Raw genomic sequence first — 22085 nt, forward strand, 5'->3', positions numbered from 1 at the left:
GGGCGGGAGGTCGCGATGCTCTGGCTGCTGGCGTCGGTGCTGTTGGTCGTCTGGATCGTGTCGCTCGCGTTCAAGGTGACGGTGGGCGCCATCCACCTGCTCCTGCTCGCGGCGCTGGTGCTCTACGTGGTGGGCTTCGTCCGGGGCCGTCACCGGACGGTCACCTGACGGGCGGCCGCGCGCCCCGGCGCCGCACGGGCGGCGCGCCGGCCGCGCGCCTCGGGTAACATCGCGCGCCGGTGACCCCGCTCCAGCGCCTCGCCGACGCGCTCGCCGCGCTCGTCTCGACCACCGGGCCGTACGCGCCGGGGATCCTGTTCTTCGCCACCCTGGTCGAGTACGTGTTCCCGCCGTTCCCCGGCGACCTGCTGGTGGTCCTCGGCGCCTGGTACGCGGTGGAGGGCGCCATCTCCTGGCCGCTCACGTTCGTCTCGGTCACCGCGGGCGGCCTGGCCGGCGCGTGGCTGGACCACCGCGTCGGCGCGGCGCTCGGGCGGCGGCTCGACGCGCGCGCCGCCCGGCACGGCGCGCTCTCCGTGCAGGCGCGGCGGCTGGAGCGGTTCGAGGCGAGCTACCGCCGCTGGGGCGGCTGGCTGCTCGTCGCGAACCGGTTCCTGCCCGGCGTCCGGGCGTTCATCTTCATCGGCGCGGGCGCCTCCCGGATCCCGCTCCGCCGCGTGCTCCTCCTCGGCGGCCTGTCCGCCGCGCTCTGGAACGCGGTGCTGCTCGCGGCCGGCGCGTTCCTGGCGCACAACCAGGAGGAGCTCATCCAGCTCGTGCACCGGTACACGCGCGTCGCCTGGGCCGCGCTGGCCGCCTGCGCGCTCCTGTGGGTGCTCGGGATCGCCTGGCGGCGCGCGGCCCGGCGCCGCGCCGCGGCGGCCGGCGAGGAGGAGGCGTGATCGCGCTCGCCGCGGCGGCGCTGCTGGCGGCGCTTCCGGCGGGCGAGGCGCGCTACCGCGTCGAGCTCTCCGGCGAGCCGGTGGGCGCGGCCGAGCTGCGGGTCGCCTGCGCCGGGGCGCGGTGCCGGCTGACCTTCGAGACCTGGCTGCGCGCGCCGGAGGAGGCCGGCGGCGCGGTGCGCGTGCGCCGCGTCGAGGCCGAGGTGGACCGGGAGGGCCGGCTGGCGGGCGCGGTGCGCCGGACCGAGGACGGGGCGCCGCGGGCGGCGAGCGCGGCGCCGGGGCGGGTGCCGGCCTCGGCGGCCGAGCTCGCGATCCTCGCGAGCCTGGCGGCGGGCGGCGGCGCCGCGGCGTGCCTGCCCGCGTTCGACGAGGAGGACGGGCGCACCGGCCTCGCCTGCGCCGGCCCGGCGCTGCCGGACGGCGCGCGCGCGCTGGAGGTGCTGGGCGAGCGGGAGGAGGTGCGGGCGGCGCCGGACGGCTTCCCGGCCGAGGTCCGGCTGCCGGACCAGGGCGCGCGCTTCGTCCGCGACGCCGCGGCCGCGCCGCCGGCCCGGGCGCCGCGCCTGCCGGTCCGCGTCCCCGGCCCCGCCGAGGCGGACCGCGCCCGCGCGTTCTGCGGGCTCGCCGCCGATCCCCCCGCGCCGGCCCCGCCCCCCGCGGCCGCGCCGCCCGCCGCGCCCGGGCCGGGCGACTGCCGGGCGCAGGCCGCGGCCTGGATCGCGGCGGCGCGGCGCGCCGGGCTCGAGGCGCGCCAGGCCGTGGGCGTGGCGCACGACGGGGAAGGGTTCACCTGGCACGCCTGGGCCGAGGTGCGCGGGCCGGCGGGCTGGATCGCCGTCGATCCGGCGTTCGGCGAGGCGCCCGCGCGGGGGCCTCGCTTCACCGTGGCGCGGTTCACGCTGGGTGACCCGGCCGCCCGCGCCGAGGCGGGTCGCCGGATCCTCGCGTGCTGGGGACGGGGGCGGGTGAGGTAGGCGCGGCGCCCACTCGCGGTGGAACGTCGCCGTTCCGGACCGCGCGGACCCAGCGTAGGATTCGCGGGTGTCCGGCCGCACCGTCCGTCGCCCCGCCCGCAAGGCGCCGCCCACCATCGACCGCACCGCCACGCTCGCGCTCGCCGACCGGGCGCGGGCGCGCGGCCGCCGCCGGAAGGCGGTGGCGCTCTACCAGCGCGTGCTCGCGCAGCACCCCGAAGATCTCGCCGTGCACGGGAAGGTGGCGCCGCTGCTCGCCGCGCGCGGCGAGCGCGAGGCGGCGCTGCGCAGCTTCCGCGCCGCCATCGACGGCCACCGCCGCGCCGGGTTCGTGGACCGCGCGCTGGCGGTGCTGGCGCAGGCCACCGAGGCGTTCCCGCGCGACGACGGCCTGTGGGAGGAGATGGGGAGCCTGGAGCTGTCGCGCGGGCGGCGCGCCGACGCGGTGGCGGCGCTGGTGCGCGGCGGCCGCACGCTGCTCGCCGCGCGCGCGCTCGGCCCGGCGGAGCGGCTGCTCCACGCGGCCGGGCGCCTCGAGCCGTGGCACGGCGAGGCGACGCTGCTGCTCGCGCGCGCCTGGGCGCGCTCCGGCCGGCGGCGCGACGCGATCCGGCTGCTGGAGGGGCTGGCGCAGCGGACCGGCGGGCGCACCCGCGCCGCGGCCCGCGCGCTGGCGCTCCGGCTCTCTCCGACCCCCGCGCGGCTCTGGCGCTGGCTGCGCCCCTCGACCGGCTAGCGGCGAGCGCCCCGCGGTGCGCGGCTCTTCAGCCGGCGCGGCGGGCCAGGAAGCGGGCCAGCGCGCTCGCCTTCGCCACCAGCGAGCCGAGGTCCACCTCCTCGGCGAGCGTGTGGAAGGCCTTGCCGCGCGCGCCGAGCGCGTCGATCGTCGGGATGCCCGCCGCGCCGGTGGTGCACGCGTCCGAGCCGCCGCCGGCGAGCGGGGCCTCGCCCTGCCCCAGGCCGCACTCGCGCTGGCAGTCGCCGTACTCCTTCGCGAGGGCCGACGAGGCCGGGGTGCGCTCCAGCGGATCGCGCCAGGCGCCGGGGGTCACCTCGAGCGCCGTGCCCGGGATGGCGGCGTCCCGCGCGGCCGCCTCCACCGCCTCGCGCAGCGCCTGCCCGTCGGCGACGGTCTCGAAGCGCAGGTCCACCTCGCAGGAGGCCGCGTCCGGCACGGTGTTCTTGGTGGTGCCGCCGGCGATGGTCCCGACGTTCACGGTGAGCCCGCGCGCGTAGTCGGTGAGCGACTGGGCGCGGTCCACGAAGCGCGCCAGCGACCAGATGGCGCTCTTGCCCTTCTCGTGCTCGTTGCCCGCGTGCGCCGCCACCCCGCGCGCCTCGACCCGCACCGAGGCCACGCCCTTGCGGCGCGTGACCACCAGGTCGCCCGGGCGGCCCGACTCGAAGCCGAGCGCGCAGGCGGCGCCCGCGGCGTGGGCGCGGATGACCGGCTGCGACTCGGGGGAGCCCACCTCCTCCTCGGAGACGAGCACCCCGCGCACCGCCACCCGCTCCAGGACCCCGGCGCGCTTCGCCGCCGCCAGCCCGAACAGCATGACGACGAGGCCGCCCTTCATGTCGAACACGCCCGGCCCGCGCGCCCGGTCGCCCTCGCGGCGGAACCCCTCGAACGTGCCCGGCGGGAACACCGTGTCGGTGTGGCCGAGGAGGAACACCGGCGCGCCCGCGGCGCGGCCGGTGAACAGGACGTGCGGGCCGTAATGGTGCGAGGGGCGCAGCTCCACGTCCATGGCGAGCGTGCGGAGCTGCCCCGCCACCACGTTCGCGACCGCCTCCACCCCGGCGCGGTTCTGCGTGAAGGAGTTCTGCGCGACCAGGCGCTCCAGCAGCGCCTCCATGGCGCCGCGCTGTCCCTGCAGCCAGGTGAGCGCGTCCTCGATCCTTGCGGCCATCCGTGTCGTCCCCGGCCCGGCGGCGCCCGCCAGCGGCGGGCGCGCGGGGCAAAGCCCGCGCGGGCGGCGCGTCGGCGCTGGCCGGGCGAGGGCGCTCCCGGTATAAGGGCGGCGCATGGCGACCGGCAAGCGCTTCAAGGCCGCGGTCATCGGCGGCTCCGGCTATGGCGGGGCGGAGATGATCCGCCGGCTCCTCGTCCACCCCGAGGTGGAGCTGGTCCGCGTCGCCTCCATCGACTTCGTGGGCGAGCCGCTCTCGGCCGCCGATCCGGCCCTCGAGGCGGTCACCGACCTCACGTTCGAGGGGATCCCCCCGGCGGAGGCGGCCGCGGGCATGGACGTCGTGCTGCTCGGGCTGCCGCACACGGTGGCGGCCTCGAAGGTGCCGGAGCTCGCGGCGCTGCCCGGCGTGAAGGTCGTGGACATGAGCGGCGACTTCCGGCTGAAGGACGCCGCCGCGTACCAGCGCTGGTACAAGCACGTCCACCCCTGCCCGGAGCGGCTCGCCGACTTCGTCTACGGGCTGCCCGAGCTCAACCGGGAGCGGATCCGGGGGGCGCGCTTCGTCGCCTCGCCCGGCTGCTTCGCCACCACCATCGAGCTCGCGCTCCTGCCGCTCGCGCGCGCCGGGCTGCTCGAGGGCGTGGTCCACGTGCAGGGCATCACCGGGTCCTCCGGCTCGGGGGTGGCGCCGTCGGCCGGCACGCACCACCCGGTCCGCGCCGGAAACCTCAAGACGTACAAGCCGCTCGAGCACCAGCACGTCCCGGAGATCACCGAGACGCTCGCCGCCGCGGGCGCGCGCGACCTCGCGCTGCGGTTCGTGCCGGTGTCGGCGCCGCTCTCGCGCGGCATCCTCGCCACCGCGTTCGTGGAGCTGCCGGAGGCCTGGACGCAGGACCGGCTCGACCGCCTCTACCGCGAGGCCTACGCGGGCGAGCCGTTCGTGCGCGTCCCGCGCAAGCGCCTGCCGGAGGTCGCGGCGGTGTCCGGCTCGAACTACGCCGAGGTGGGCGTGGCGGTGGGGCCGGCGCTCGGCGGACGGCGCACGGTGACGCTGTTCGGCGCGACCGACAACCTGGTGAAGGGCGGGGCCGGCCAGGCCATCCAGAACATGAACCTCGTGCTCGGGCTCGACGAGAAGGCCTCGCTCGCCGATCCCGGCCCCTGGCCTCCATGAAGACCATCGTCCTCAAGCTGGGCGGCGAGATCGTCCACTCGCCGGAGCTCGACCTGGTGGCGCGCGACCTGCGCACGCTCGTGGACGGCTGGAACCGGGTGGCCATCGTCCACGGCGGCGGCCCGCAGGCGACCGCCCTGCAGAAGCGGCTCGGCCTCGAGACGCGGATGGTGGCGGGCCGGCGCTACACCGATGAGGCCACCCTCGAGGTGATGAAGTACGTGGTGGCGGGACAGCTCAACGTCGATCTCTGCGCGCGGCTGCTCGCGAACGGCGTCATGCCGGTGGGGCTGCACGGCGCGAGCGGCCACGCCGTCCAGGCCACCCGCCGGCCGCCCCGGGTGATGCAGGGCGCCGGGCCCGAGCCGGTGGACCTCGGCCTGGTGGGCGACGTCGTCGGCTTCAACCTGCCGCTCCTCGGCGACCTGTTCGAGCGGCGCTACGTGCCGGTGCTGGCGTGCCTGGGCTGCGACGACGCCGGCCAGGCGCTCAACATCAACGGCGACACGGTGGCGAGCCAGCTGGCGGGCGCGCTCCGCGCCGACGCGCTCGTGCTCGTCACCTCCACCCCGGGCGTGCTCCGCGACGTGAAGGATCCCTCGAGCCGCATCCCGCGCATCACCCGCGCCGAGTTCGAGCGGCTGGTGGCGGACGGCACCATCTCCGGCGGCATGATCCCGAAGCTGGAGGAGTCGTTCGAGGTGCTGCGCGGCGGCGCCCGCTCGGTGGTGATCCTCGGGAAGCTCTCGCCCGGCGACCTCGTCGCCGCGGTGCTCGAGCCGGGCTCCGCGGGCACGGTGCTCGAGTAGCTCGGCTATCGCGCCGGCACCCTCTCCAGCACCACCGTGACCGGCTGGAGCCGGCCGCCGACGTACACGCCCTCCTCGGAGAGCGTCAGCTTCAGCACCTCGGGGTTCGGCGCGCGGTCCGGGCCGAGGCCGTCCACCGGGCCGAAGTCGGCGCGGAAGCGCACCACCTCGCCGGGCGAGAGCGTGGCCACGAAGCCGCGCGAGGCGCCCCCCGCGGTGCAGCGCGGGGCCGCCTCCAGCAGGCAGGCGCGCACGAGCGGGAGCTCCTCGCCGCTCGCCGAGCGCAGGCGCACCCGGCCCAGGTCCACCCGCACCGGCGCGTCGCCCACCGCCGCCACGCTCCGCTCCACCGAGAGATCCGCCTCGCCGAGCGAGGCCGCCACCAGCCGGTACTCGGCGCCCTCGCCGATCGGCTCGGCGTGGAGCGGCGGCGCGCCGTCGCCGAACGTGCCCTCCTCGCGGTAGCGCCACAGCGCCTCGCGCGAGGCGCAGCCGGAGGCGAGCGACACGGCCAGGGCGGCGAGGGCGATCCGGCGCATGCCCGGAGCAGAGCATGGGCCCGGAGCGGCCGTCGAGGCGGCGGCCGGCGCCGGGTGTGCGCGCGGGTGCGCGAGCGCGCGATCAGGGCGCCGGCGCGGCCGCGGCGCGGGGGGCGGGCTCGGACTCGCCCCGGAGCGCGCGCAGGATCCGCCCGGCCTGCCGGGCCATCCGCGCCGGCCCGTCGGGGAGCGGCCGGTCGTCGGGGTCGGTGATCTGCGCGCCGCCCATGCCGGCGTACATCGTGACCTTCAGGTCCTTGCCGATGGCGGCGTAGCGCGGCTCCCAGCCCACCGTCGAGACCACGAACCGGTCCTCGGGCGCGTCGAACATGGACACGCCGTCGGCGTAGAGCGAGGGCGCGTGCCGCTCGCCGAGCAGCGAGAACAGCGTCGGCACCACGTCCACGTGGCTGGTGACCGTGTCGCGCACGCCGGCGGGCACGCCCGGCCCGAGCCACACCGCCGGCACGTGGATCTGCTCGTCGGTGACGGCCGAGCCGTGGCCGAGGTGCCCCTTCTGCCGGAACTCCTCGCCGTGGTCGCCGGTGAAGACCACGAGCGGCTCGCGCCCGCGGGTCCGCGCGAAGTCGTCGAGGAACGCGTCGAGCGCGCGGTCGAGCGCGTGCGCGGCGTTGCGGGCGCGGTTCTCGATCTCCTGGCCCGGCGCGCGGGTGGCCTTCAGGCCGCCCAGGCCGTCCCAGGCCGGCGCGAACACCTGGTCCTCGGGCTCGTGGAAGTAGTTGAAGTGGGTGCCGAAGAAGAAGAGGAACAGGAACACCGGGCGCGCCGGGTCGGCCCGGGCCGCGAACGCGCGGGCGCTCTTCAGCATCTGGGCGTCGCGGGTGGACGGGTCGTTCCCGTCGCACCAGGTCTCGAGGTCGGAGACCCCGCCGAACACGGTCTTCTGCAGGTCCATCCAGTCCACGCAGGAGGCCGCGCTGACCTTCACCTGGTAGCCGTTGTGGGTCAGCGCCGGGAACAGCGTCGGCTGGCGCCCCGCGCCGACCACCGCCTCGAGCTTCTGCGCCTGGAGCCCGTACACGAGCGAGAAGAGCGTGTAGTTCGTGGAGCTGGCGGCGGCGTAGTGCCGGGTGAAGCGCGCGCCGCCCTGGGCGCGCGCCCACAGGCGCGGCATGGTGCGCGCGTCGAGGTGCTCGGCGGGCAGGCTCTCCGCCACCACGAACAGGACGTCGGGCCGCGGCTCGAAGCGGAGCTCGGCGGGGTCCACGCCGGCCGGCAGCCGCTTCGAGGCGTTCGTGCCCTCGAAGGGATCGTTGGTGCGCTCGCCGAAGATCGAGCGCGCCAGCCCCTGCATGCGGATGGGCACCTGGAGCGGGAGCGTGGTGGAGGCGGCGAACACCGAGGAGCCGGCGAAGTAGGTGAGCCCGCCGCCGTACACCCGCTCCGCCGCGGAGAGGAGCAGGAGCGCGAGCGCCCACGGCCAGGTGCGGCGCGCGGGGGCCGCGAAGCGGCGCACGAACCAGGCGCCGGCGAGGACGTCCACCGCCACCAGCGCGAGCGCGCCCCCGAGGAACAGGAGCACGTCGGAGAGCGGCACGCCGGTCTCGCGCAGCGCGTTCGGCTGCAGCATGACGCGCAGGAAGAAGCCGTTCAGGTGGAAGCCCACCGACTGCAGCACCTTCGCGTCCACCGCCAGCCCGCCGGTGAGCAGCCCGGCCACGGCCCCCACCGCGAAGCGGTAGGCGCGCGGGGCGAGCGAGAACGGCAGCGCCAGCGCGAACGCCAGGAGCGCGAGGAGCAGCGCCTGCGGGAGGAACGTCGGCCAGAGCCAGGCGCGGTACGGCGCCGGCGTGGCCTGGACGGCCTGCCCGATGGAGGTCGCGTACAGGGCGAGGAAGACCGGAACGTGGAGGAGCGCCCAGAGGAACGCCGGAAACCTGAGGCCGGACGGGCCCCCCCGCGGCGCGCCAGCGGGGTGCAGGAGCATCGGGCGCGGAACCTAGCACCGGCGGCTGCGCCACGCCAGCCAGCGCAGCGCCCGCGCGGGCGCCCGGGCCAGCGCGCCCCCCGCCGCGCGGGGGAGCCCGCGCAGCGGCGCCACCGCGCCCGCCGGGAGCCGCAGCGTGAACTCGGCGCCGTGGCCGGGCCGGCTCTCCACCGTCACCGTGCCGCCGAGCGCGAGCGCCTCGCGGCGCGCGATCCAGAGGCCGAGCCCGAGGCCGCCGTAGTGGCGGGCCGACACCGCCCGCGCGTAGCGGTCGAAGATGGCGGCGCGGCGCTCCGGCGGGATGCCGATGCCGTGGTCGCGCACCGAGAGCCGGGCCTGCGCGCCCTCGGCGCGGACCGTCACCTCGATCGGCCGCCCCTGCCCGTACTTGGCGGCGTTCGCGAGCAGGCTGGCGAGCGCGCGATCGACCCGCGTGCGATCCCAGCGCCCGCTCACCGGGCCCTCGGCGCGAACCGTGACGTCGCAGCGGGCGCGGTCGAACAGCTCGCGGCGCGCGTCCACCGCGTCGTTCGCCAGCGCCCCGAGGTCCACCTCCTCGAGCGCGAGCGGCTCCGCGGCCGCGCGCGCGTCCACCAGCAGGCGCGAGACCAGCTCGGCGAGCCGTCGCGCGGCGCGATCGGCGCGCGACAGGTGCCCCCGCGCCGCCTCGTCGCCGCGCCGGGCCGCGTCGCGCCCCGCGGCGCCGAGCTCCAGGAACAGGGCGGTGAGCGGCGTCTTCAGCTCGTGGGCGGCGAGGCCGAGGAACTCGTCGCGGGTGCGCAGCGCCGCCTCGGCCTGGGCGCGCCCGTCGCGGTCGGCGCGCGAGGCGCGCAGCGCGCGGAGCAGCGTCATCGAGGCGAGCGCGCCGCCCAGCACCGCCGCGGCGAGCGAGGCCCCGAACAGCACGCCCTCGTGATCGCCGCCGGGCAGCAGCGCGTCCCCCGCGCCGAGGCCGATGGCGGCGAGGAGCGCCGTCTCGGCCGCGAGCAGGGCGCACACGCCGAACATGGCGAGCGCCGGCCACGCCTCGGGGCGCACCGCCGCCGAGGCGGCGCGCGGGCGCCGCAGGCTCGTCTCCTTCCCGGGGCCGGCCTCGCCGGCCCCGCCGTCCTGGCCGTCCCCCCGCCCCGGCTCGACCGTCTCCGGCCGCACCGGGCCCCGGCTCGCTGCGCTGCTGATCATCGGGGTCACCTCGAGCTGGCGCGGTCGCGCGGCTCGACAAGAGCGGGCGGCAGGATACTCCCTGGAGCCGGGAGCGAAATTGCCCCCGCGGGTCGGCGCCCGCACGAGGAAGGCGCGGCGCGGCCGCGCGCTCGCTCGCTCGGGCGCACGCGGGCGGGGCGCCGGTCGCCGTCAGCGCGGGGGCGGCGCGAGCCGCATCGCGAGCAGCGGGCGGCCGCAGCCGGGGCAGGCCGGATCGCCGGGCTCGTCGGAGAAGATCTCGCACGCGGGGCAGTGGTGGCGCACCGCCGACCCGCCGGCGCCGGGTGCGTCGTGCGGGTACATCGCCGCGAAGCCGCGCGCCAGCGCGGAGAAGTACGCGTACCTCGCCTCGGGCGTGAGGTCGTCGGGCAGCGGCGCGCGGCGGAAGGTGCGGCCCGCGACCACCCGCGGCGCGCCGTCGCCGCGCGCGGCGGCGAGCGCCTCCGGCGTGCGCGAGGGCCAGGGGAGGTCGGTGAACCAGCGCGCGCGGAACGCGATCCAGTCGGCGGGCGCGCGGACCTCGGCCAGCTCGGCCTGGAACGCCTCGAGGCGGGACATGAAGGCGGGCTCGAACGGCATGGGGCGATCTTGCGCCCGGGCCGCGCGCGGGACAAGAAGGGGGGCGCGCCGCCCGCGGCGGCGCCGGAGGATGCCATGGCCGACTCGCAGCGCCGCGCGTTCGACGATCGCTACCGCGAGGGCACGCCGCCCTGGGACATCGGGCGCCCGCAGGCGGAGCTGGTGGCGCTGGCGGAGGCGGGCGAGATCGTCGGCGACACGCTCGACGTGGGCTGCGGCACCGGCGAGAACGCGCTCCACCTCGCCGCGCTCGGCAAGCGGGTCATGGGCGTGGACGGCTCGCCCACCGCGATCGCGCGGGCCCGCGAGAAGGCGGCCGCGCGCGGGCTCTCGGTGCCGTTCCTGGTGGCCGACGCGCTCGACCTGAAGGCGCTGCACCGGCGCTTCGAGACCGCGGTGGACTGCGGCCTGTTCCACGTGTTCGACCGCGCCGAGCGGCGGACCTACGCGCACTCGCTCACCGAGGTGCTGTCGCCGGGCTCGACGCTGCACCTGCTCTGCTTCTCCGACGAGGAGCCACCCGGCCCCGGCCCGTTCCGGATCTCCGAGTCCGACGTGGGCGACGCGTTCCGGTCGATCTTCGCTCTGACCCGGATCCGGGAGGCGCGCTTCGAGCGGCTCGGCGCCGACCCGGCGCGCGCGTGGCTCGCGACGCTCGTCCGGATCTAGGAAAGGAAACGGCCGCGCCCCTCGCAGGAGCGCGGCCGTTCACACGCGGATCGAGGTTCGGCCCTAGAACACCGTCCACTGCACCATCGCCTGCGGCGCCGAGGAGGTCTCCTCGAACGAGCCCAGGCTGTAGTAGTGCAGCCACCACTCGACGCCGACGTACAGCTTGCCGGCCTTGCCGCCGAACGGCGCGAGCGCGTCCACGAGCAGCTGCGGCTGCGACCAGATCTCCACGCCGTTGTCCGACCCGGTGTAGAAGCCGCCCTCGTCCTTCAGGCCGTTCACGTCGATGAAGCCGGTGAACAGGAACGGCACCTTGCCGACCGCGAACGGCACGGTCCAGAACGGCGACACCTGCCAGCCGTGGCGGTTGAAGTTGTCGTAGCGGTAGTACGCGTTCAGGCCGAGCACCCAGCCGGCCGGCACGGCGAAGTCGAGGCCGAGGCCGCCCATGTACGCGTAGAAGCCGGCGCCCTGGTTCACCTCGCCCGCGAAGCCCCAGTTCCGGATGACGCCGAACAGCGGCTCCTTCTGGCCGAGGAGCTGGTTCACGAACAGGCGGGGGTGCCACTCGACGTACGCGTCCGTCCACTGCGTGTCGTCGGTCTCGAAGCGGCCGCGCGACAGGTCGAAGAACGCGAAGTTGTCGCCGTACTCCCACGTCGAGAAGTGGTTCAGCGTCAGCGTGGTCTTGGTCCCGTCCTTCAGCTTGCCGGCGAACGAGGTGTCGATCGCCTTGTCGAAGTTCCAGCCCTGGAGGAGCTGGACGTTGGTGGTGGAGAAGCCGCCCGCGCGCGCCGCCGGAGCCGCGGCGACGAGGGCGAGCAGGAACGAGGCACGGAGGAGGCTGCGAAGGGTCATGCCGCGCCTTCTAGCCCACTCAAAGGGCAGACCGGAAGGGGCTTCTCAGCGCGCTCCCCCGTCGAACGGGACGACGTGCGCCCGCTCGCCCGGCCGCGCCTCCAGAACCTCCCGTGCGCGCTCGGGAATCCAGACGTTGGTCCCGTCCAGCCGCGCCTCGGCGCGCACCGCCCGAAAGCGGGTCCGCCCCTCTCCGCGGGTCACCGCGATCAGGCAGTCCTCGCCCCCGTGCAGGCCGGCGTCGAGCGGCCCGGGCGCGAGGCGGGCGCGGCGGTAGGCGCGCACCAGCGTGATCTCGGCGAGCGTCGCCTCGTAGTGCGGGCCGCCGTCGAACGGGTCGATGCGGTCCACGTAGCGGAAGCCGATCTTCTCGAGCATCCGCCGCACCGGCTCGGTGTCCGGGCCCACCTTCCCGAGCAGGCGGCGGACCGCCGGCGAGAACAGCGTCGCGTACACGTCGGAGGGCGGGAAGAGCTGCTGGATGAACTCCTTGTTCTCGCGGCTCTTCTTGTCGGCCTCCTGGTAGTCGAGGTCGGTGAAGCGCTTGCCGAACGCCTCCCAGAACAGGCTGCGGCCGTCCTTCGTGAGCGGCGGCATGAGCTCGGCGAGGACGCGCTCGCGGAAGCGGTCGCGGAACATCGCCATGTAGAGGAAGCGAACGAACGCGAGCTGCTTGCCCGCGCGCGCCTCGCCGCCGCGCTGTCCCGGGTGCACCACCAGGCCGCCGATCTCGGTGGGGCCGTCGAAGTGGTAGCCGATGGAGAGGACCTGGTGCTTGAAGTGCCGGTCGATGGTGGACGAGTAGTGCTCGCGCTCCGAGACGTCGAAGAACGTGCAGGGCGACTCGCGGGTGCCGTGCTGCGCGATGATCATCGAGGTGCCGACGATCCGGCGCGTGCGCGGCTCCTCCGCCACGAAGACGTAGGCCCGCTCCAGCGGGTTGCGGATCTTCCCGGCGAAGCTCCGCACCGAGCGATCGACGATCCCCGAGAGCGCGCGCTCGTCGTCGGGGAGGTTGACGGTGTTGAGCACCTTCGCCAGGGCGGAGAGCCCCGCGAGGTCCGTCTTCTGGGCGTCCCTGAGGAGCAGCATGCGGACCGGATCCGTGGCTGGAGGCGGGCCCGGGTCTAGCACGGGGCTCGGGGCCTGTCACGGAGCGCAGCGGGCCGCGGGGAGGCCCCCGCCGGCCCGCCGCGGCGGCGCTCCGGCGTTGAAAGCCGGGCCGCCGCGTGCCATGGAAGGACGCGTGCGCGCGGTCGTCCAGCGGGTCTCGAGGGCCGAGGTGCGGGTGGACGGCGCGGTCACCGGCGCCGTCGGGCGCGGGCTGCTCGTCCTGCTGGGCGTGGCGCGCGACGACGGCGCCCAGGACGCGCGGCTGCTCGCCGACAAGCTCGCCGCCCTGCGGATCTTCGAGGACGCCGCCGGCAAGATGAACCTGGCGGTGGCCGAGGTGGGCGGGGCGGTGCTGGTCGTCTCGCAGTTCACGCTGCTCGGCGACGCGCGCAAGGGGAACCGGCCCGGCTTCTCCGACGCGGCGCCGCCCGAGGCGGCGAACGCGCTCTACGAGGCGGTGTGCGGGATGCTCCGCGAGAAGGGGTTGCGCGTCGAGACCGGCGTGTTCCGCGCCGACATGCAGGTCGAGCTGGTGAACGACGGCCCGGTCACCATCCTGCTCGACTCGCGGCGGCTGTTCTAGGGAAGGAGAGGCTTGCGATGAGCGACTGCCTGTTCTGCAAGATCGCGCGGGGCGAGCTCCCCGCCAAGCTGGTGCACCAGGACGCCGACACGGTGGCGTTCGTGGACGTCAACCCGCAGGCGCCCACGCACCTGCTGGTCATCCCGCGCAAGCACATCCCCACCGTGAACGACCTCTCCGCCGAGGACGAGGCGCTCATGGGGAAGCTGTACCGGGTGGCGGCGGCGCTCGCGAAGGAGCGCGGGGTGGACGGGTCCGGCTGGCGCGCCGTCGTGAACACGCACGGCGACGCGGGGCAGACCGTGTTCCACGTCCACCTGCACCTGCTCGGCGGCCGCCGCATGGCCTGGCCCCCGGGCTAGGCGTTCACCCGAGGTTCACGGCCCCGGCGCCGCGCCCTGCCGGGCCAGCCGGTTCGCCGCCGCCGCGGCGAGCGCGGCGTTCCCGAGCAGGAGCCGGGCCTGGAACAGGTCCCCGCGCGCGAGCGCCTCCCGCGCCGCCGCGAGGTCGCGGGCGCCCGCCTCGGCCTGCGCCGCCTCCTCCGCCGCGCCCCGCCGGCCTGCCTCGGCCCGCGCCGCCTGCAGCGCCGCCGCGTCCTGGGCCAGCGCCGCGTCCACGCCGCTCGCGTCGCCCGCCGCGAGCGCGCGGAGCGCGCCGTCCATCCGCTGCAGGGCCCCGCCGGTCGCCTGCGCGCGCTCGGCCGGCGAGCGGGCGGCGGCCTCGGCCTCGGCGGCGCGCCGGGCTCGCGCCTCGGCGAGCTCCTGCTCGACCTCGGCCGTCCGCGCCTCCGACGCGGCGCTCGACGCCCGCAGCGCCTCGACCTCGGTCCGCAGCGCCTCCACCTGCGTGCGGAGCTGGTCCATCTCCGCCTGGGCCGCGGCGGCGGCGCGCTCCGCCTGCGCCGTATCGGCGGCGCGCTCCGCCCGTGCCGCAGCGTCGGCGCGCTCCGGCTGCGCGGCCGCGTCGGCGCGCTCCGCCGGCGCGGCGGCGGGCGGAGGTGCTTGCCCCGCGCCGCCCTCCCGCTCCGGCGCCGCCTGCCCGAGCGCGAGGCCGAGGCCGAGCGCGATGGCGAGGAGGGGCGTCATGCCTCGACCATCGTGACGCCGGCGCGCGCCGGCAACGGCTCCCACCTTCCGCGCGGCGGCCCGCTCTGGCACGCTCGCTCGACGCCGTCCACCGTCCGAGGAGCCTCGATGCCCGTCGTCCGCCCCCGCCGCAGCGCCCTGTACCTGCCCGGCTCGAACGCGCGGGCGATCGAGAAGGCGCGCACGCTGCCCGCCGACGCGCTCATCCTCGACCTGGAGGACGCGGTGGCGCCCGCCGCGAAGGACGCGGCCCGCGCCCAGGTGGTGGCCGCGCTCGCGCAGGGCGGCTTCGGCCGGCGCGAGCGCGTGGTGCGCGTGAACGGGCTCGGCACGCCCTGGGGCGCGGCGGATCTCGCGGCGCTGGCCCGCGCCGGCGCCGACGCGATCTGCCTGCCCAAGGTCGAGCGCGCCGCCGAGGTGCACGCCGCCGTGCAGGCGCTCGCCGCGGGCCACGCGCCGGCGGGGCTCGCGCTCTGGTGCATGATCGAGACGCCGCGCGGCGTGCTGGCGGCCGGCGAGATCGCCGGGGCGTCGCCGCGGGTGGCGTGCCTGGTGGCCGGCACGAGCGACCTCGTGAAGGACCTCGGCGCTCGCCACACCGCGGGCCGCGCCGAGGTGCTCACCAGCCTGTCGCTCGTCCTGCTCGCCGCCCGGGCGCACGGCCTGGCCGCGCTCGACGGCGTGTTCCTCGACCTCGAGGACGCCGCGGGGCTGGAGGCCGCGTGCCGTCAGGGGCGCGACCTCGGCTTCGACGGCAAGACGCTCATCCACCCGAAGCAGCTCGAGCCGGCGAACCGCGCCTTCGCGCCGGACGCCGAGGAGCTCGGGCGGGCGCGGCGGGTGATCGCGGCGCACGCCGAGGCCGAGGCGGCCGGGCTGGGCGTCACGGTGGTGGACGGGCGCCTGGTGGAGGCGCTGCACGTCGAGGCGGCGCGCCGGACCGTGGCGCTCGCCGAGGCCATCGCGGCGGGGCCCGGCGGGGCGGGCCCGCACGCAGGGTGACGCAAGACCGCGTGGATCCGGCGGAAAGCGGGTGGACACCCGCCCCCCCGTTTCCTACACTGTTCGGCTCCCATGCGTGGACTTCGAGGCGCGACCCAGTGCTCGGCCAACACGGTCGAGGCGATCGAGGATGCGGTGACCGAGCTGTGCCGCGAGCTGACCTCGCGGAACCAGCTCGAGCCGCAGCAGATCGTGTGGGCGATCTTCACCGTCACCCATGACCTCGACGCCGACTTCCCGGCGCGCGCGGCGCGCGTGCAGGGCTGGAACGGGGTCCCGATGATCTGCTCGCAGGAGATCCCGGTCCCCGGCTCGATGCCGCGCGTCGTCCGGGTGCTCCTGCACGTGGACTCCGACGGTCCGCGCAACCACGTGTACCTGCGCGGCGCGCAGGCGCTGCGGCCCGACCTCCACGTGCGGCCGTGACCGGCGCGGCCGGGGAGCGGAGGCGAGCGTGAACGTCCCGACGAACAGGCCGCTCCCCGCGCTCCCGGGCCACCTGGGCGTGGTGGGGCTGGGCCTCATGGGCGCCTCGCTCGCCCGCGCCGCTCGCCGGGTGGACCGGGGCGTGCGCATCACCGCGGTGGAGCCGCGCGCTGAGGTGCGCGCGCGGGCGCTCGCCGACGGCGTGGCCGACCAGGTGTCCGCGGAGCCCGACGCCGCGCTCGCCGGCTGCGGCGTGGTGGTGCTGTGCACGCCGGTCGCGACCATCGAGGCGCTGCTCGCGCCGGTCTCGGCCCTGCTCGCCGACGGCGCGGTGCTCACCGACGTGGGCGGCGCGAAGGAGCGGGTGGTGACGCTGGCGCGCGAGCGGGTCCGCCCCGGCGTCGCGTTCGTCGGCGCGCACCCCATGTTCGGCGGCCACGGCGGCTACGACGGCGCCACCGCGGAGAAGTGGTCGGCGGGCGGCACGGTGGCGATCTGCACCGACGGCGACGCCGCCGCGGTGGAGAAGGTCGCGGCGCTGCACCTCGCGCTCGGCGCCGGGGTCGAGCGCTGCACCGCCGCCGAGCACGACGCGGCGGTGGCGATGGTGTCGCACCTGCCGTACCTCGTCGCCTCGGCGCTCTCGGTGGCGGTGCGCGAGGCCGGCCCGCTCGCCATGCACCTCGCCGGCCCCGGCCTCAAGGACGCGACGCGCCTGGCCGAGTTCCCGTTCGACATCCAGGGCGAGGTGGCCCGGCGCAACGCCCACCTGCCGGAGGCGGCGCGCCGGCTGGAGCGGCACCTCGCCCGCATCCTCGCCGCCATCGCCGAGTCGCCGGAGTCGGCGCGCTCGGCCCTCGAGGCGGCCCGCGCCGCACGGGAGGAGCTGTTTTGAGCGCTGCCCCGACCTCCGGTCCCCTGACCTGCCGGCGCGCCGGCCCGCTGCGCGGCGCCATCGAGGTGCCCGGCGACAAGTCCATCTCGCACCGGAGCCTGCTGTTCGGCGCGCTCTCCACCGGGGAGACCCGCGTCACCGGGCTGCTCGACGCCGAGGACGTCCACTCCACCCGCAAGGCGGTGGAGGCGCTCGGCGCCATCGTCCGCGAGGAGGGCGGCGAGGTGGTGGTGACGCCGCCCGCGACGCTGCGCGAGCCGGGCGACGTCATCGACTGCGGCAACTCCGGCACCAGCCTGCGCCTGCTCACCGGCGTGCTCTCCGGCGTGCCCGGCCTGTCGGTGCTCACCGGCGACGCCTCGCTGCGGCGGCGGCCGGTGCGGCGGGTGATCGACCCGCTCCGCGCCATGGGCGCGAACCTGTCCGCCCGCGACGGCGATCGCCTGCCGCCGGTGGTGGTCCGCGGCGGCCCGCTGCGCGGGGCGCGCCAGGTCCTCCCGGTGGCGAGCGCGCAGGTGAAGAGCGCGATCCTGCTCGCCGGGCTGTTCGCCGAGGGCGAGACCACGGTGGTGGAGCCGGAGAAGAGCCGGGACCACACCGAGCGCATGCTGCGCGGGATGGGCGTCCCGGTGAAGGTCTCGGGCCTGGAGGTGTCGGTCTCGGCGGCGCGGCCGGCCGGCGGGCGGGTGGACGTGCCCGGCGACATCTCCTCGGCGGCGTTCTTCCTCTGCGGCGCGGCCGCGCTCCCCGGCTCCGAGGTGACGGTCCGCAACCTGGGCGTGAACGAGACGCGCACCGGGCTCCTCGACGTGCTCCGGGCCATGGGCGCGGACGTGTGGCTCGCGAACCTGCGCGAGGTGGCGGGCGAGCCGCGCGCCGACGTCACCGTGCGCGCCGACCGGCTGGAGGCGACCGAGATCCGCGGCGCGACCATCCCGCGGCTCATCGACGAGCTGCCGGTGGTGATGGTCATGGCCACCCAGGCGCGCGGCCGCACGGTGATCCGCGACGCGAAGGAGCTCCGGGTGAAGGAGTCCGACCGGCTCGCCGCCATGGGCGAGACGCTGGCGCGCGCCGGCGCCCGCATCGAGCTCTACGAGGACGGCTGCGCCATCGAGGGGCCCACACCGCTGCGCGGCGTCGAGGTCCGCACGAGGCTCGACCACCGCATCGCCATGTCCATGGCGGTCGCCCAGCTGTTCTGCGGCGGCGAGCCGGTGGTGCTCGACGACGTGGCCTGCGTCGCGACCAGCTTCCCGAGCTTCTTCCGCCTGCTCGACCAGGTGGCCGCGCGGGTGTCCGTCGGAGGCGCGCCGTGATCACCGGGCGCACCGCGCTCTACGGCGTCGTCGGCCACCCGGTGGCGCACAGCCGCTCGCCGGAGATGCAGAACGCCGCGTTCGCGAAGCTGGGCGTGGACGCGGCGTACGTGGCGCTGCCGGTCGCGCCGGAGCGGATCGACGAGGCGCTCCGCGGCGCGCACGCGCTCGGGTTCCAGGGGCTGAACGTCACCGTGCCGCACAAGCCTCGGGCGGCGTCGCTGTGCCACGCGCTCGACCCGGTGGCGACCGCGGTGGGCGCCGCGAACACGCTGCGCAGGACCCGCGACGGCTGGGAGGGCTTCAACACCGACGCGCCCGCCTGCCGCACGCTGCTCGAGGCGGCCGGGGTGGCGCGCGGGGCGCGGGCGCTCCTGGTGGGCGCGGGCGGCGCGGCGCGCGCGGCGGCCTGGGCGCTCCTCCAGCTCGGGACCGAGCTCCGCGTGGCGGCGCGCCGCGAGGAGGCCGCCGCCGAGCTGTGCCGGGACCTCGCCGCCGCGGTGCCCGGCGCAGACGCGGCCACCGCCGACTTCGAGGACCTGGAGGCCGAGGCGGACGCCGCCGCGGTGGTGGTGAACGGGACGTCGGTGGAGCTGCCCGGGCACGAGGGCCGCCTGCCGCCGCTCCGGTTCCGCGCCGACCAGGTGGTGCTCGACTTCGTCTACGGCGACACCGAGCTCGCCCGCGCCGCGCGCGCGGGCGGCGCCCGGCTGGTCACCGGCGAGCAGGTCCTGGTGCGCCAGGGCGCGCTCGCGTTCACGATCTGGACCGGCCTGCCCGCCCCCGAGGCGGACATGGCCCGCGCGCTCGAGGCGCGCGAGGGAGCGCGATGACACTTCGGTACCTGACCGCCGGCGAGTCGCACGGCCCGGCGCTGGTCGCCATCGCCGAGGGCTTCCCGGCGGGGCTCCCGGTGGACTTCGAGGCGGTGGACCGCGACCTGCGCCGCCGGCAGAAGGGCTACGGGCGCGGCGGCCGCATGAAGATCGAGACCGACGCGGCGCAGTTCCTGGCCGGGCTGCGCGGCGGGGTCACCACCGGCGCGCCCATCGCGCTCGCGGTCTGGAACAAGGACCACGAGAACTGGAAGGACCTCGTCTCGCCGTACGCGCGCGGCGGCCGGAAGTTCACCCAGGTGCGCCCCGGGCACGCCGACCTCGCCGGCGCGCTGAAGTACGGCCTCGACGACGCCCGCGACGTGCTGGAGCGGGCCAGCGCCCGGTCCACCGCGGTCATCGTGGCGCTCGGCGCGCTCGCGAAGGCGCTGCTCTCGAGCCAGGGCGTGGAGGTGTGCTCGCGGGTGGTGGCCATCGGCCCGCGCGACATCCGGCCGGACGCGCCGCCCACGCCGGCGCAGCGCGACGCCATCGAGGCCTCCGACCTGCACGTGGACGACGAGGCGCTCGCCGCCGAGTGGCGCGCGCTCATCGACGCGGAGAAGGCCCGCGGCGGCTCCATCGGCGGCGCGTTCGACGTGTACGCGACCGGGCTCCCCATCGGCCTCGGCAGCCACGTCCACCCGGACCGCCGCCTCGACGCCCGCCTCGCCGGCGCGCTCTGCGGCGTGCAGGCCATCCGCGCGGTGGAGATCGGCGACGGCACGCAGGTGGGCCGCCCCGGCTACGAGTTCCACGACGCCATCCACCACGACCCGGCCCGCGGCTTCTGGCGCGAGACGAACCGCGCCGGCGGGCTGGAGGGCGGCATGACCGACGGCATGCCGCTACGCGTGCGCGCCTACATGAAGCCCATCCCCACCATGCTCCACCCGCTCGCCACGGTGGACCTCGCCACCCGCGCGGCCACCCAGGCCCGCTACGAGCGCAGCGACGTGTGCGCGGTGCCGGCGGCCGCGGTGGTGGGCGAGGCGGTGGTGGCCTGGGAGCTCGCGAACGCGCTCCTCGAGAAGTTCGGCGGCGACACCGTCGAGGACGTCCGCCGGGCGGTGGAGGCGTATGCCGCTCGGATCCGCTGAGACGCTGGCGCTCACCGGCATGATGGGCTCGGGGAAGTCCACCGTGGCCCCGCTGCTGGCGCGCTGGCTGGGCCGGCCGCTGGTGCGGCTCGACGACGAGATCGTGCGCGCGGCGGGCAAGCCCATCGCCCGGGTGTTCGCCGAGGACGGCGAGGGGCGCTTTCGCGCGCTGGAGCGCGCCGCGGTGGCCGCCCTCCCGGCGGGCGCGGTGGCCGACCTGGGCGGAGGCGCGTTCTGCGACCCGCACGGCGCCGCGCGCCTGCTCGCCACCGCGCGGGTGGTGTTCCTCGACGTCTCCGCGCAGGAGGCCGCGCGCCGCATCGGCGACGATCCCGCCCGCCCGCTCGCCGGGCGCTGGGAGGCGCTGCTCGCGCGCCGGCTGCCGCTCTACCGCCGCGCCCACCTCACCGTCCACGTGGACGGCCTCACGCCCGAGGCGGTGGCCCGGCGCGTCCTGGAGTCGCTATGAGCCGGAGCCGCAAGCCCCACGCCGCCCTCTACGAAGCCGAGGCCGAGGCCGGCGCCGCGGTCACCGAGGTCATCGCGGCGCGGCAGGGCGACCACGCCTACGAGGTGCGCGTCGGCCCCGGCGCGGCGGCGGCGCTCCCCGCGCTCGCCGACGAGCACGACGCGGTGGCGCTCGTCTCCTGCCGCCGGGTGCTCTCGACGGCGTTCGGCAAGGACGTGCTCGCCCGGCTGCGCCGCGAGACGCCGCTCGCGCTCGTGCACGCGCTCCCCGACGGCGAGGCGGGCAAGACGCTCGCCGAGCTGGAGCGGGCCGCGACGAGGCTGCTCCGCGCCGGCGGCACGCGGCGCACGCTGGTGGTGGCGCTGGGCGGCGGCGCGGTGAGCGACGCGGCCGGCTTCCTCGCCGCGACCTACATGCGCGGCGTGCCCTGGGTGGCGGTGCCCACCACGCTCCTCGCCATGGTGGACGCGGCCATCGGCGGCAAGACCGCGGTGAACCTGCCCGCCGCGAAGAACGCGGTGGGCGCGTTCCACCCGCCGGGCGCGGTGCTGGCGGACCCCGCCGCGCTCCGCACCCTGCCGCGCCGCGAGCTCTCGAGCGGCCTCGGCGAGGTGCTGAAGTACGGCGCGCTCCAGCCGGCGCTGCTCGACGCGTTCGCGGCGCTCGGCGCCGCCGCGCCGGATCCGGCGGTGATCGCCACCTGCGCCCGCATGAAGGTGGACGTGGTGGCGGACGATCCGACCGAGCACGGGCCCCGCAAGCTCCTCAACCTGGGCCACACCTTCGGGCACGGGGTGGAGGCGGCCGGGCGGTTCTCGCGCTACACGCACGGCGAGGCGGTCGCGGTGGGGCTCGCGTTCGCGTTCCGGCTGGCGGCGCGGATGGGCCGGGTGGACGGCGCCGCGGCGGAGCGGGTGGAGGCGGCGGTCGCCGGGGCCGGGCTGCCGGTCCGGGTCCCGCCGGCGATCGCGCGTGCCGCCGCGCGCCTGATGGCGTACGACAAGAAGCGGGCGGCCGGCGGGCTGCGCTGGGTGCTGCCGGCGGCCGTCGAGGGCGGCTGGCGGGTGGAGTGGGACGTCGAGGCGGAGCCGGCGGCGGTCGAGGCGGCGGTGGCGGAGATCTCGGAGGCGCGGGCGGGCGGCCGCGCCGGGCGGAGGGCGCGATGATCCTGATCGTCAACGGTCCGAACCTGAACCTGCTGGGCGAGCGCGAGCCGGACGTGTACGGCCGCAGCACGCTCGCCGACGTGGAGCAGCTCGTCCGCGACGCCTGCGCGGCCTGGGACGTGGAGGTGAAGGCGTTCCAGTCCAACCACGAGGGCGCGATCCTCGACTTCCTGCAGGAGCACCGGAAGAAGGCCCGCGGGGTCATCCTGAACGCCGGGGCGCTCACGCACACGAGCTACGCGCTCCACGACTGCCTGAAGGCGATGCCCGCGCCGGCGGTGGAGGTGCACATCTCCAACATCCACCAGCGCGAGGCGTTCCGGCACGTGAGCGTCATCGCCCCGGCCTGCCGCGGGCAGATCGTGGGCCTGGGGATCCGCGGCTACCTGCTCGCGGCGGAGTGGCTCTGCGCCGAGATCGGCGCGCAGCCGCGCGGCAGCGAGGACCGCAAGAAGCCGAGCCCGTAGCCCGG

The 22085-nt window shown here is 76.9% G+C and carries 26 protein-coding genes; 18 read left to right on the top strand and 8 right to left on the bottom strand.

Translation table 11 applies throughout. The features are described from left to right. Window positions 1-15: 15 nt before the first annotated feature. From ADEH_RS23045 to ADEH_RS00875, 4 genes are all read left to right on the top strand, one after another. Window positions 16-168, top strand: a complete 153-nt coding sequence (locus tag ADEH_RS23045; RefSeq protein WP_157061330.1) for a lmo0937 family membrane protein — start codon at window positions 16-18, stop codon at window positions 166-168. Window positions 169-239: 71 nt separating this feature from the next. Continuing rightward, window positions 240-902 carry a DedA family protein gene (locus ADEH_RS00865; RefSeq protein ID WP_011419227.1) on the top strand — a complete coding sequence of 221 codons (663 nt, stop codon included), beginning with the start codon at window positions 240-242 and terminating at the stop codon, window positions 900-902. Continuing rightward, the gene (locus ADEH_RS00870) at window positions 899-1879 is read left to right on the top strand and encodes a transglutaminase domain-containing protein (protein ID WP_011419228.1); all 981 of its coding nucleotides are present in this window, start codon (window positions 899-901) and stop codon (window positions 1877-1879) included. The genes ADEH_RS00865 and ADEH_RS00870 overlap by 4 nt, the downstream gene beginning before the upstream one ends. Before the next feature lie 67 nt (window positions 1880-1946). Then, window positions 1947-2615 (top strand): tetratricopeptide repeat protein, encoded by a 669-nt coding sequence (locus ADEH_RS00875; protein WP_011419229.1) that lies wholly within the window; start codon window positions 1947-1949, stop codon window positions 2613-2615. Between the two features lie 28 nt (window positions 2616-2643). Here the strand turns inward: ADEH_RS00875 and ADEH_RS00880 are convergent, their stop codons facing one another. Then, window positions 2644-3792 carry a M20 family metallopeptidase gene (locus tag ADEH_RS00880; RefSeq protein WP_011419230.1) on the bottom strand — a complete coding sequence of 383 codons (1149 nt, stop codon included), beginning with the start codon at window positions 3790-3792 and terminating at the stop codon, window positions 2644-2646. 115 nt (window positions 3793-3907) lie between these two features. On the opposite strand from ADEH_RS00880, the gene argC reads away from it, so the two are divergent. Beyond that, window positions 3908-4972, top strand: coding sequence for an N-acetyl-gamma-glutamyl-phosphate reductase (gene argC / locus ADEH_RS00885; protein ID WP_011419231.1), 1065 nt, complete (start codon window positions 3908-3910; stop codon window positions 4970-4972). Beyond that, on the top strand, window positions 4969-5781 hold the full coding sequence (argB, locus tag ADEH_RS00890; RefSeq protein ID WP_011419232.1) for an acetylglutamate kinase: 813 nt from the start codon (window positions 4969-4971) through the stop codon (window positions 5779-5781). Before argC ends, argB begins: the two co-directional genes overlap by 4 nt. 5 nt (window positions 5782-5786) lie before the next feature. Here argB and ADEH_RS00895 read toward each other — a convergent pair whose 3' ends face one another. The 4 genes from ADEH_RS00895 to ADEH_RS00910 form a co-directional block, all read right to left on the bottom strand. Further along, window positions 5787-6320, bottom strand: coding sequence for a hypothetical protein (locus tag ADEH_RS00895; RefSeq protein WP_011419233.1), 534 nt, complete (start codon window positions 6318-6320; stop codon window positions 5787-5789). Window positions 6321-6402: 82 nt separating this feature from the next. Beyond that, complete coding sequence (locus ADEH_RS00900; RefSeq protein ID WP_011419234.1) at window positions 6403-8268, bottom strand: sulfatase-like hydrolase/transferase; 1866 nt, start codon at window positions 8266-8268, stop codon at window positions 6403-6405. 12 nt (window positions 8269-8280) lie between these two features. Next, window positions 8281-9450 (bottom strand): sensor histidine kinase, encoded by a 1170-nt coding sequence (locus ADEH_RS00905; protein ID WP_011419235.1) that lies wholly within the window; start codon window positions 9448-9450, stop codon window positions 8281-8283. 171 nt (window positions 9451-9621) lie between these two features. Further along, the gene (locus ADEH_RS00910) at window positions 9622-10050 is read right to left on the bottom strand and encodes a hypothetical protein (RefSeq protein WP_041453239.1); all 429 of its coding nucleotides are present in this window, start codon (window positions 10048-10050) and stop codon (window positions 9622-9624) included. 75 nt (window positions 10051-10125) lie between these two features. On the opposite strand from ADEH_RS00910, the gene ADEH_RS00915 reads away from it, so the two are divergent. Then, window positions 10126-10719, top strand: a complete 594-nt coding sequence (locus tag ADEH_RS00915) for a class I SAM-dependent methyltransferase (RefSeq protein ID WP_041453240.1) — start codon at window positions 10126-10128, stop codon at window positions 10717-10719. A gap of 63 nt (window positions 10720-10782) precedes the next feature. Here the strand turns inward: ADEH_RS00915 and ADEH_RS00920 are convergent, their stop codons facing one another. Together ADEH_RS00920 and ADEH_RS00925 are read right to left on the bottom strand one after the other, a co-directional pair. Further along, entirely contained in the window at window positions 10783-11580 is a 798-nt protein-coding gene (locus ADEH_RS00920; RefSeq protein ID WP_011419237.1) for an ion channel protein Tsx, read from the bottom strand. Window positions 11581-11625: 45 nt separating this feature from the next. Continuing rightward, on the bottom strand, window positions 11626-12672 hold the full coding sequence (locus ADEH_RS00925) for an arginine N-succinyltransferase (protein WP_011419238.1): 1047 nt from the start codon (window positions 12670-12672) through the stop codon (window positions 11626-11628). A gap of 154 nt (window positions 12673-12826) precedes the next feature. Here ADEH_RS00925 and dtd point away from each other — a divergent pair, with 154 nt between their 5' ends. Together dtd and ADEH_RS00935 are read left to right on the top strand one after the other, a co-directional pair. Then, window positions 12827-13276: a D-aminoacyl-tRNA deacylase gene (gene dtd / locus ADEH_RS00930; protein WP_011419239.1), complete on the top strand. Its 450-nt coding sequence runs from the start codon at window positions 12827-12829 to the stop codon at window positions 13274-13276. Between the two features lie 17 nt (window positions 13277-13293). After that, on the top strand, window positions 13294-13638 hold the full coding sequence (locus ADEH_RS00935; protein ID WP_011419240.1) for a histidine triad nucleotide-binding protein: 345 nt from the start codon (window positions 13294-13296) through the stop codon (window positions 13636-13638). A 15-nt stretch (window positions 13639-13653) separates the two neighbouring features. On the opposite strand, the gene ADEH_RS00940 is transcribed toward ADEH_RS00935, so the two are convergent. Then, the gene (locus tag ADEH_RS00940) at window positions 13654-14361 is read right to left on the bottom strand and encodes a hypothetical protein (protein WP_041453242.1); all 708 of its coding nucleotides are present in this window, start codon (window positions 14359-14361) and stop codon (window positions 13654-13656) included. 108 nt (window positions 14362-14469) lie between these two features. On the opposite strand from ADEH_RS00940, the gene ADEH_RS00945 reads away from it, so the two are divergent. From ADEH_RS00945 to aroQ, 9 genes are all read left to right on the top strand, one after another. Beyond that, window positions 14470-15363 (top strand): HpcH/HpaI aldolase/citrate lyase family protein, encoded by an 894-nt coding sequence (locus tag ADEH_RS00945; RefSeq protein ID WP_011419241.1) that lies wholly within the window; start codon window positions 14470-14472, stop codon window positions 15361-15363. 72 nt (window positions 15364-15435) lie between these two features. Then, window positions 15436-15789, top strand: coding sequence for a chorismate mutase (aroH, locus tag ADEH_RS00950; RefSeq protein ID WP_011419242.1), 354 nt, complete (start codon window positions 15436-15438; stop codon window positions 15787-15789). A 28-nt stretch (window positions 15790-15817) separates the two neighbouring features. After that, on the top strand, window positions 15818-16684 hold the full coding sequence (locus ADEH_RS00955; protein WP_011419243.1) for a prephenate dehydrogenase: 867 nt from the start codon (window positions 15818-15820) through the stop codon (window positions 16682-16684). Further along, window positions 16681-18003, top strand: a complete 1323-nt coding sequence (gene aroA, locus ADEH_RS00960; RefSeq protein WP_011419244.1) for a 3-phosphoshikimate 1-carboxyvinyltransferase — start codon at window positions 16681-16683, stop codon at window positions 18001-18003. The genes ADEH_RS00955 and aroA overlap by 4 nt, the downstream gene beginning before the upstream one ends. Beyond that, window positions 18000-18836, top strand: a complete 837-nt coding sequence (locus ADEH_RS00965; RefSeq protein ID WP_011419245.1) for a shikimate dehydrogenase (NADP+) — start codon at window positions 18000-18002, stop codon at window positions 18834-18836. The genes aroA and ADEH_RS00965 overlap by 4 nt, the downstream gene beginning before the upstream one ends. Then, window positions 18833-19978 carry a chorismate synthase gene (aroC, locus tag ADEH_RS00970; protein WP_011419246.1) on the top strand — a complete coding sequence of 382 codons (1146 nt, stop codon included), beginning with the start codon at window positions 18833-18835 and terminating at the stop codon, window positions 19976-19978. Before ADEH_RS00965 ends, aroC begins: the two co-directional genes overlap by 4 nt. Continuing rightward, window positions 19959-20447, top strand: a complete 489-nt coding sequence (locus ADEH_RS00975; RefSeq protein WP_011419247.1) for a shikimate kinase — start codon at window positions 19959-19961, stop codon at window positions 20445-20447. The genes aroC and ADEH_RS00975 overlap by 20 nt, the downstream gene beginning before the upstream one ends. Then, entirely contained in the window at window positions 20444-21613 is a 1170-nt protein-coding gene (locus ADEH_RS00980) for a 3-dehydroquinate synthase (protein WP_011419248.1), read from the top strand. Before ADEH_RS00975 ends, ADEH_RS00980 begins: the two co-directional genes overlap by 4 nt. Then, window positions 21610-22080, top strand: coding sequence for a type II 3-dehydroquinate dehydratase (gene aroQ, locus ADEH_RS00985; protein WP_011419249.1), 471 nt, complete (start codon window positions 21610-21612; stop codon window positions 22078-22080). Before ADEH_RS00980 ends, aroQ begins: the two co-directional genes overlap by 4 nt. Window positions 22081-22085 lie beyond the last annotated feature (5 nt).

The sequence above is a fragment of the Anaeromyxobacter dehalogenans 2CP-C genome, from assembly GCF_000013385.1.
In the GTDB taxonomy this organism is placed as follows: Bacteria; Myxococcota; Myxococcia; order Myxococcales; family Anaeromyxobacteraceae; genus Anaeromyxobacter; species Anaeromyxobacter dehalogenans_B.

Coding starts and splice junctions, on each gene's coding strand:
- ADEH_RS23045 (WP_157061330.1), top strand. CDS start 16: ATGCTCTGGCTGCTGGCGTCGGTGCTGTTGGTCGTCTGGATCGTGTCG.
- ADEH_RS00880 (WP_011419230.1), bottom strand. CDS start 3,792: ATGGCCGCAAGGATCGAGGACGCGCTCACCTGGCTGCAGGGACAGCGC.
- argC (WP_011419231.1), top strand. CDS start 3,908: ATGGCGACCGGCAAGCGCTTCAAGGCCGCGGTCATCGGCGGCTCCGGC.
- argB (WP_011419232.1), top strand. CDS start 4,969: ATGAAGACCATCGTCCTCAAGCTGGGCGGCGAGATCGTCCACTCGCCG.
- ADEH_RS00895 (WP_011419233.1), bottom strand. CDS start 6,320: ATGCGCCGGATCGCCCTCGCCGCCCTGGCCGTGTCGCTCGCCTCCGGC.
- ADEH_RS00900 (WP_011419234.1), bottom strand. CDS start 8,268: ATGCTCCTGCACCCCGCTGGCGCGCCGCGGGGGGGCCCGTCCGGCCTC.
- ADEH_RS00905 (WP_011419235.1), bottom strand. CDS start 9,450: ATGATCAGCAGCGCAGCGAGCCGGGGCCCGGTGCGGCCGGAGACGGTC.
- ADEH_RS00910 (WP_041453239.1), bottom strand. CDS start 10,050: ATGCCGTTCGAGCCCGCCTTCATGTCCCGCCTCGAGGCGTTCCAGGCC.
- ADEH_RS00915 (WP_041453240.1), top strand. CDS start 10,126: ATGGCCGACTCGCAGCGCCGCGCGTTCGACGATCGCTACCGCGAGGGC.
- ADEH_RS00920 (WP_011419237.1), bottom strand. CDS start 11,580: ATGACCCTTCGCAGCCTCCTCCGTGCCTCGTTCCTGCTCGCCCTCGTC.
- ADEH_RS00925 (WP_011419238.1), bottom strand. CDS start 12,672: ATGCTGCTCCTCAGGGACGCCCAGAAGACGGACCTCGCGGGGCTCTCC.
- ADEH_RS00935 (WP_011419240.1), top strand. CDS start 13,294: ATGAGCGACTGCCTGTTCTGCAAGATCGCGCGGGGCGAGCTCCCCGCC.
- ADEH_RS00940 (WP_041453242.1), bottom strand. CDS start 14,361: ATGACGCCCCTCCTCGCCATCGCGCTCGGCCTCGGCCTCGCGCTCGGG.
- ADEH_RS00945 (WP_011419241.1), top strand. CDS start 14,470: ATGCCCGTCGTCCGCCCCCGCCGCAGCGCCCTGTACCTGCCCGGCTCG.
- aroH (WP_011419242.1), top strand. CDS start 15,436: ATGCGTGGACTTCGAGGCGCGACCCAGTGCTCGGCCAACACGGTCGAG.
- aroC (WP_011419246.1), top strand. CDS start 18,833: ATGACACTTCGGTACCTGACCGCCGGCGAGTCGCACGGCCCGGCGCTG.
- ADEH_RS00975 (WP_011419247.1), top strand. CDS start 19,959: ATGCCGCTCGGATCCGCTGAGACGCTGGCGCTCACCGGCATGATGGGC.
- ADEH_RS00980 (WP_011419248.1), top strand. CDS start 20,444: ATGAGCCGGAGCCGCAAGCCCCACGCCGCCCTCTACGAAGCCGAGGCC.
- aroQ (WP_011419249.1), top strand. CDS start 21,610: ATGATCCTGATCGTCAACGGTCCGAACCTGAACCTGCTGGGCGAGCGC.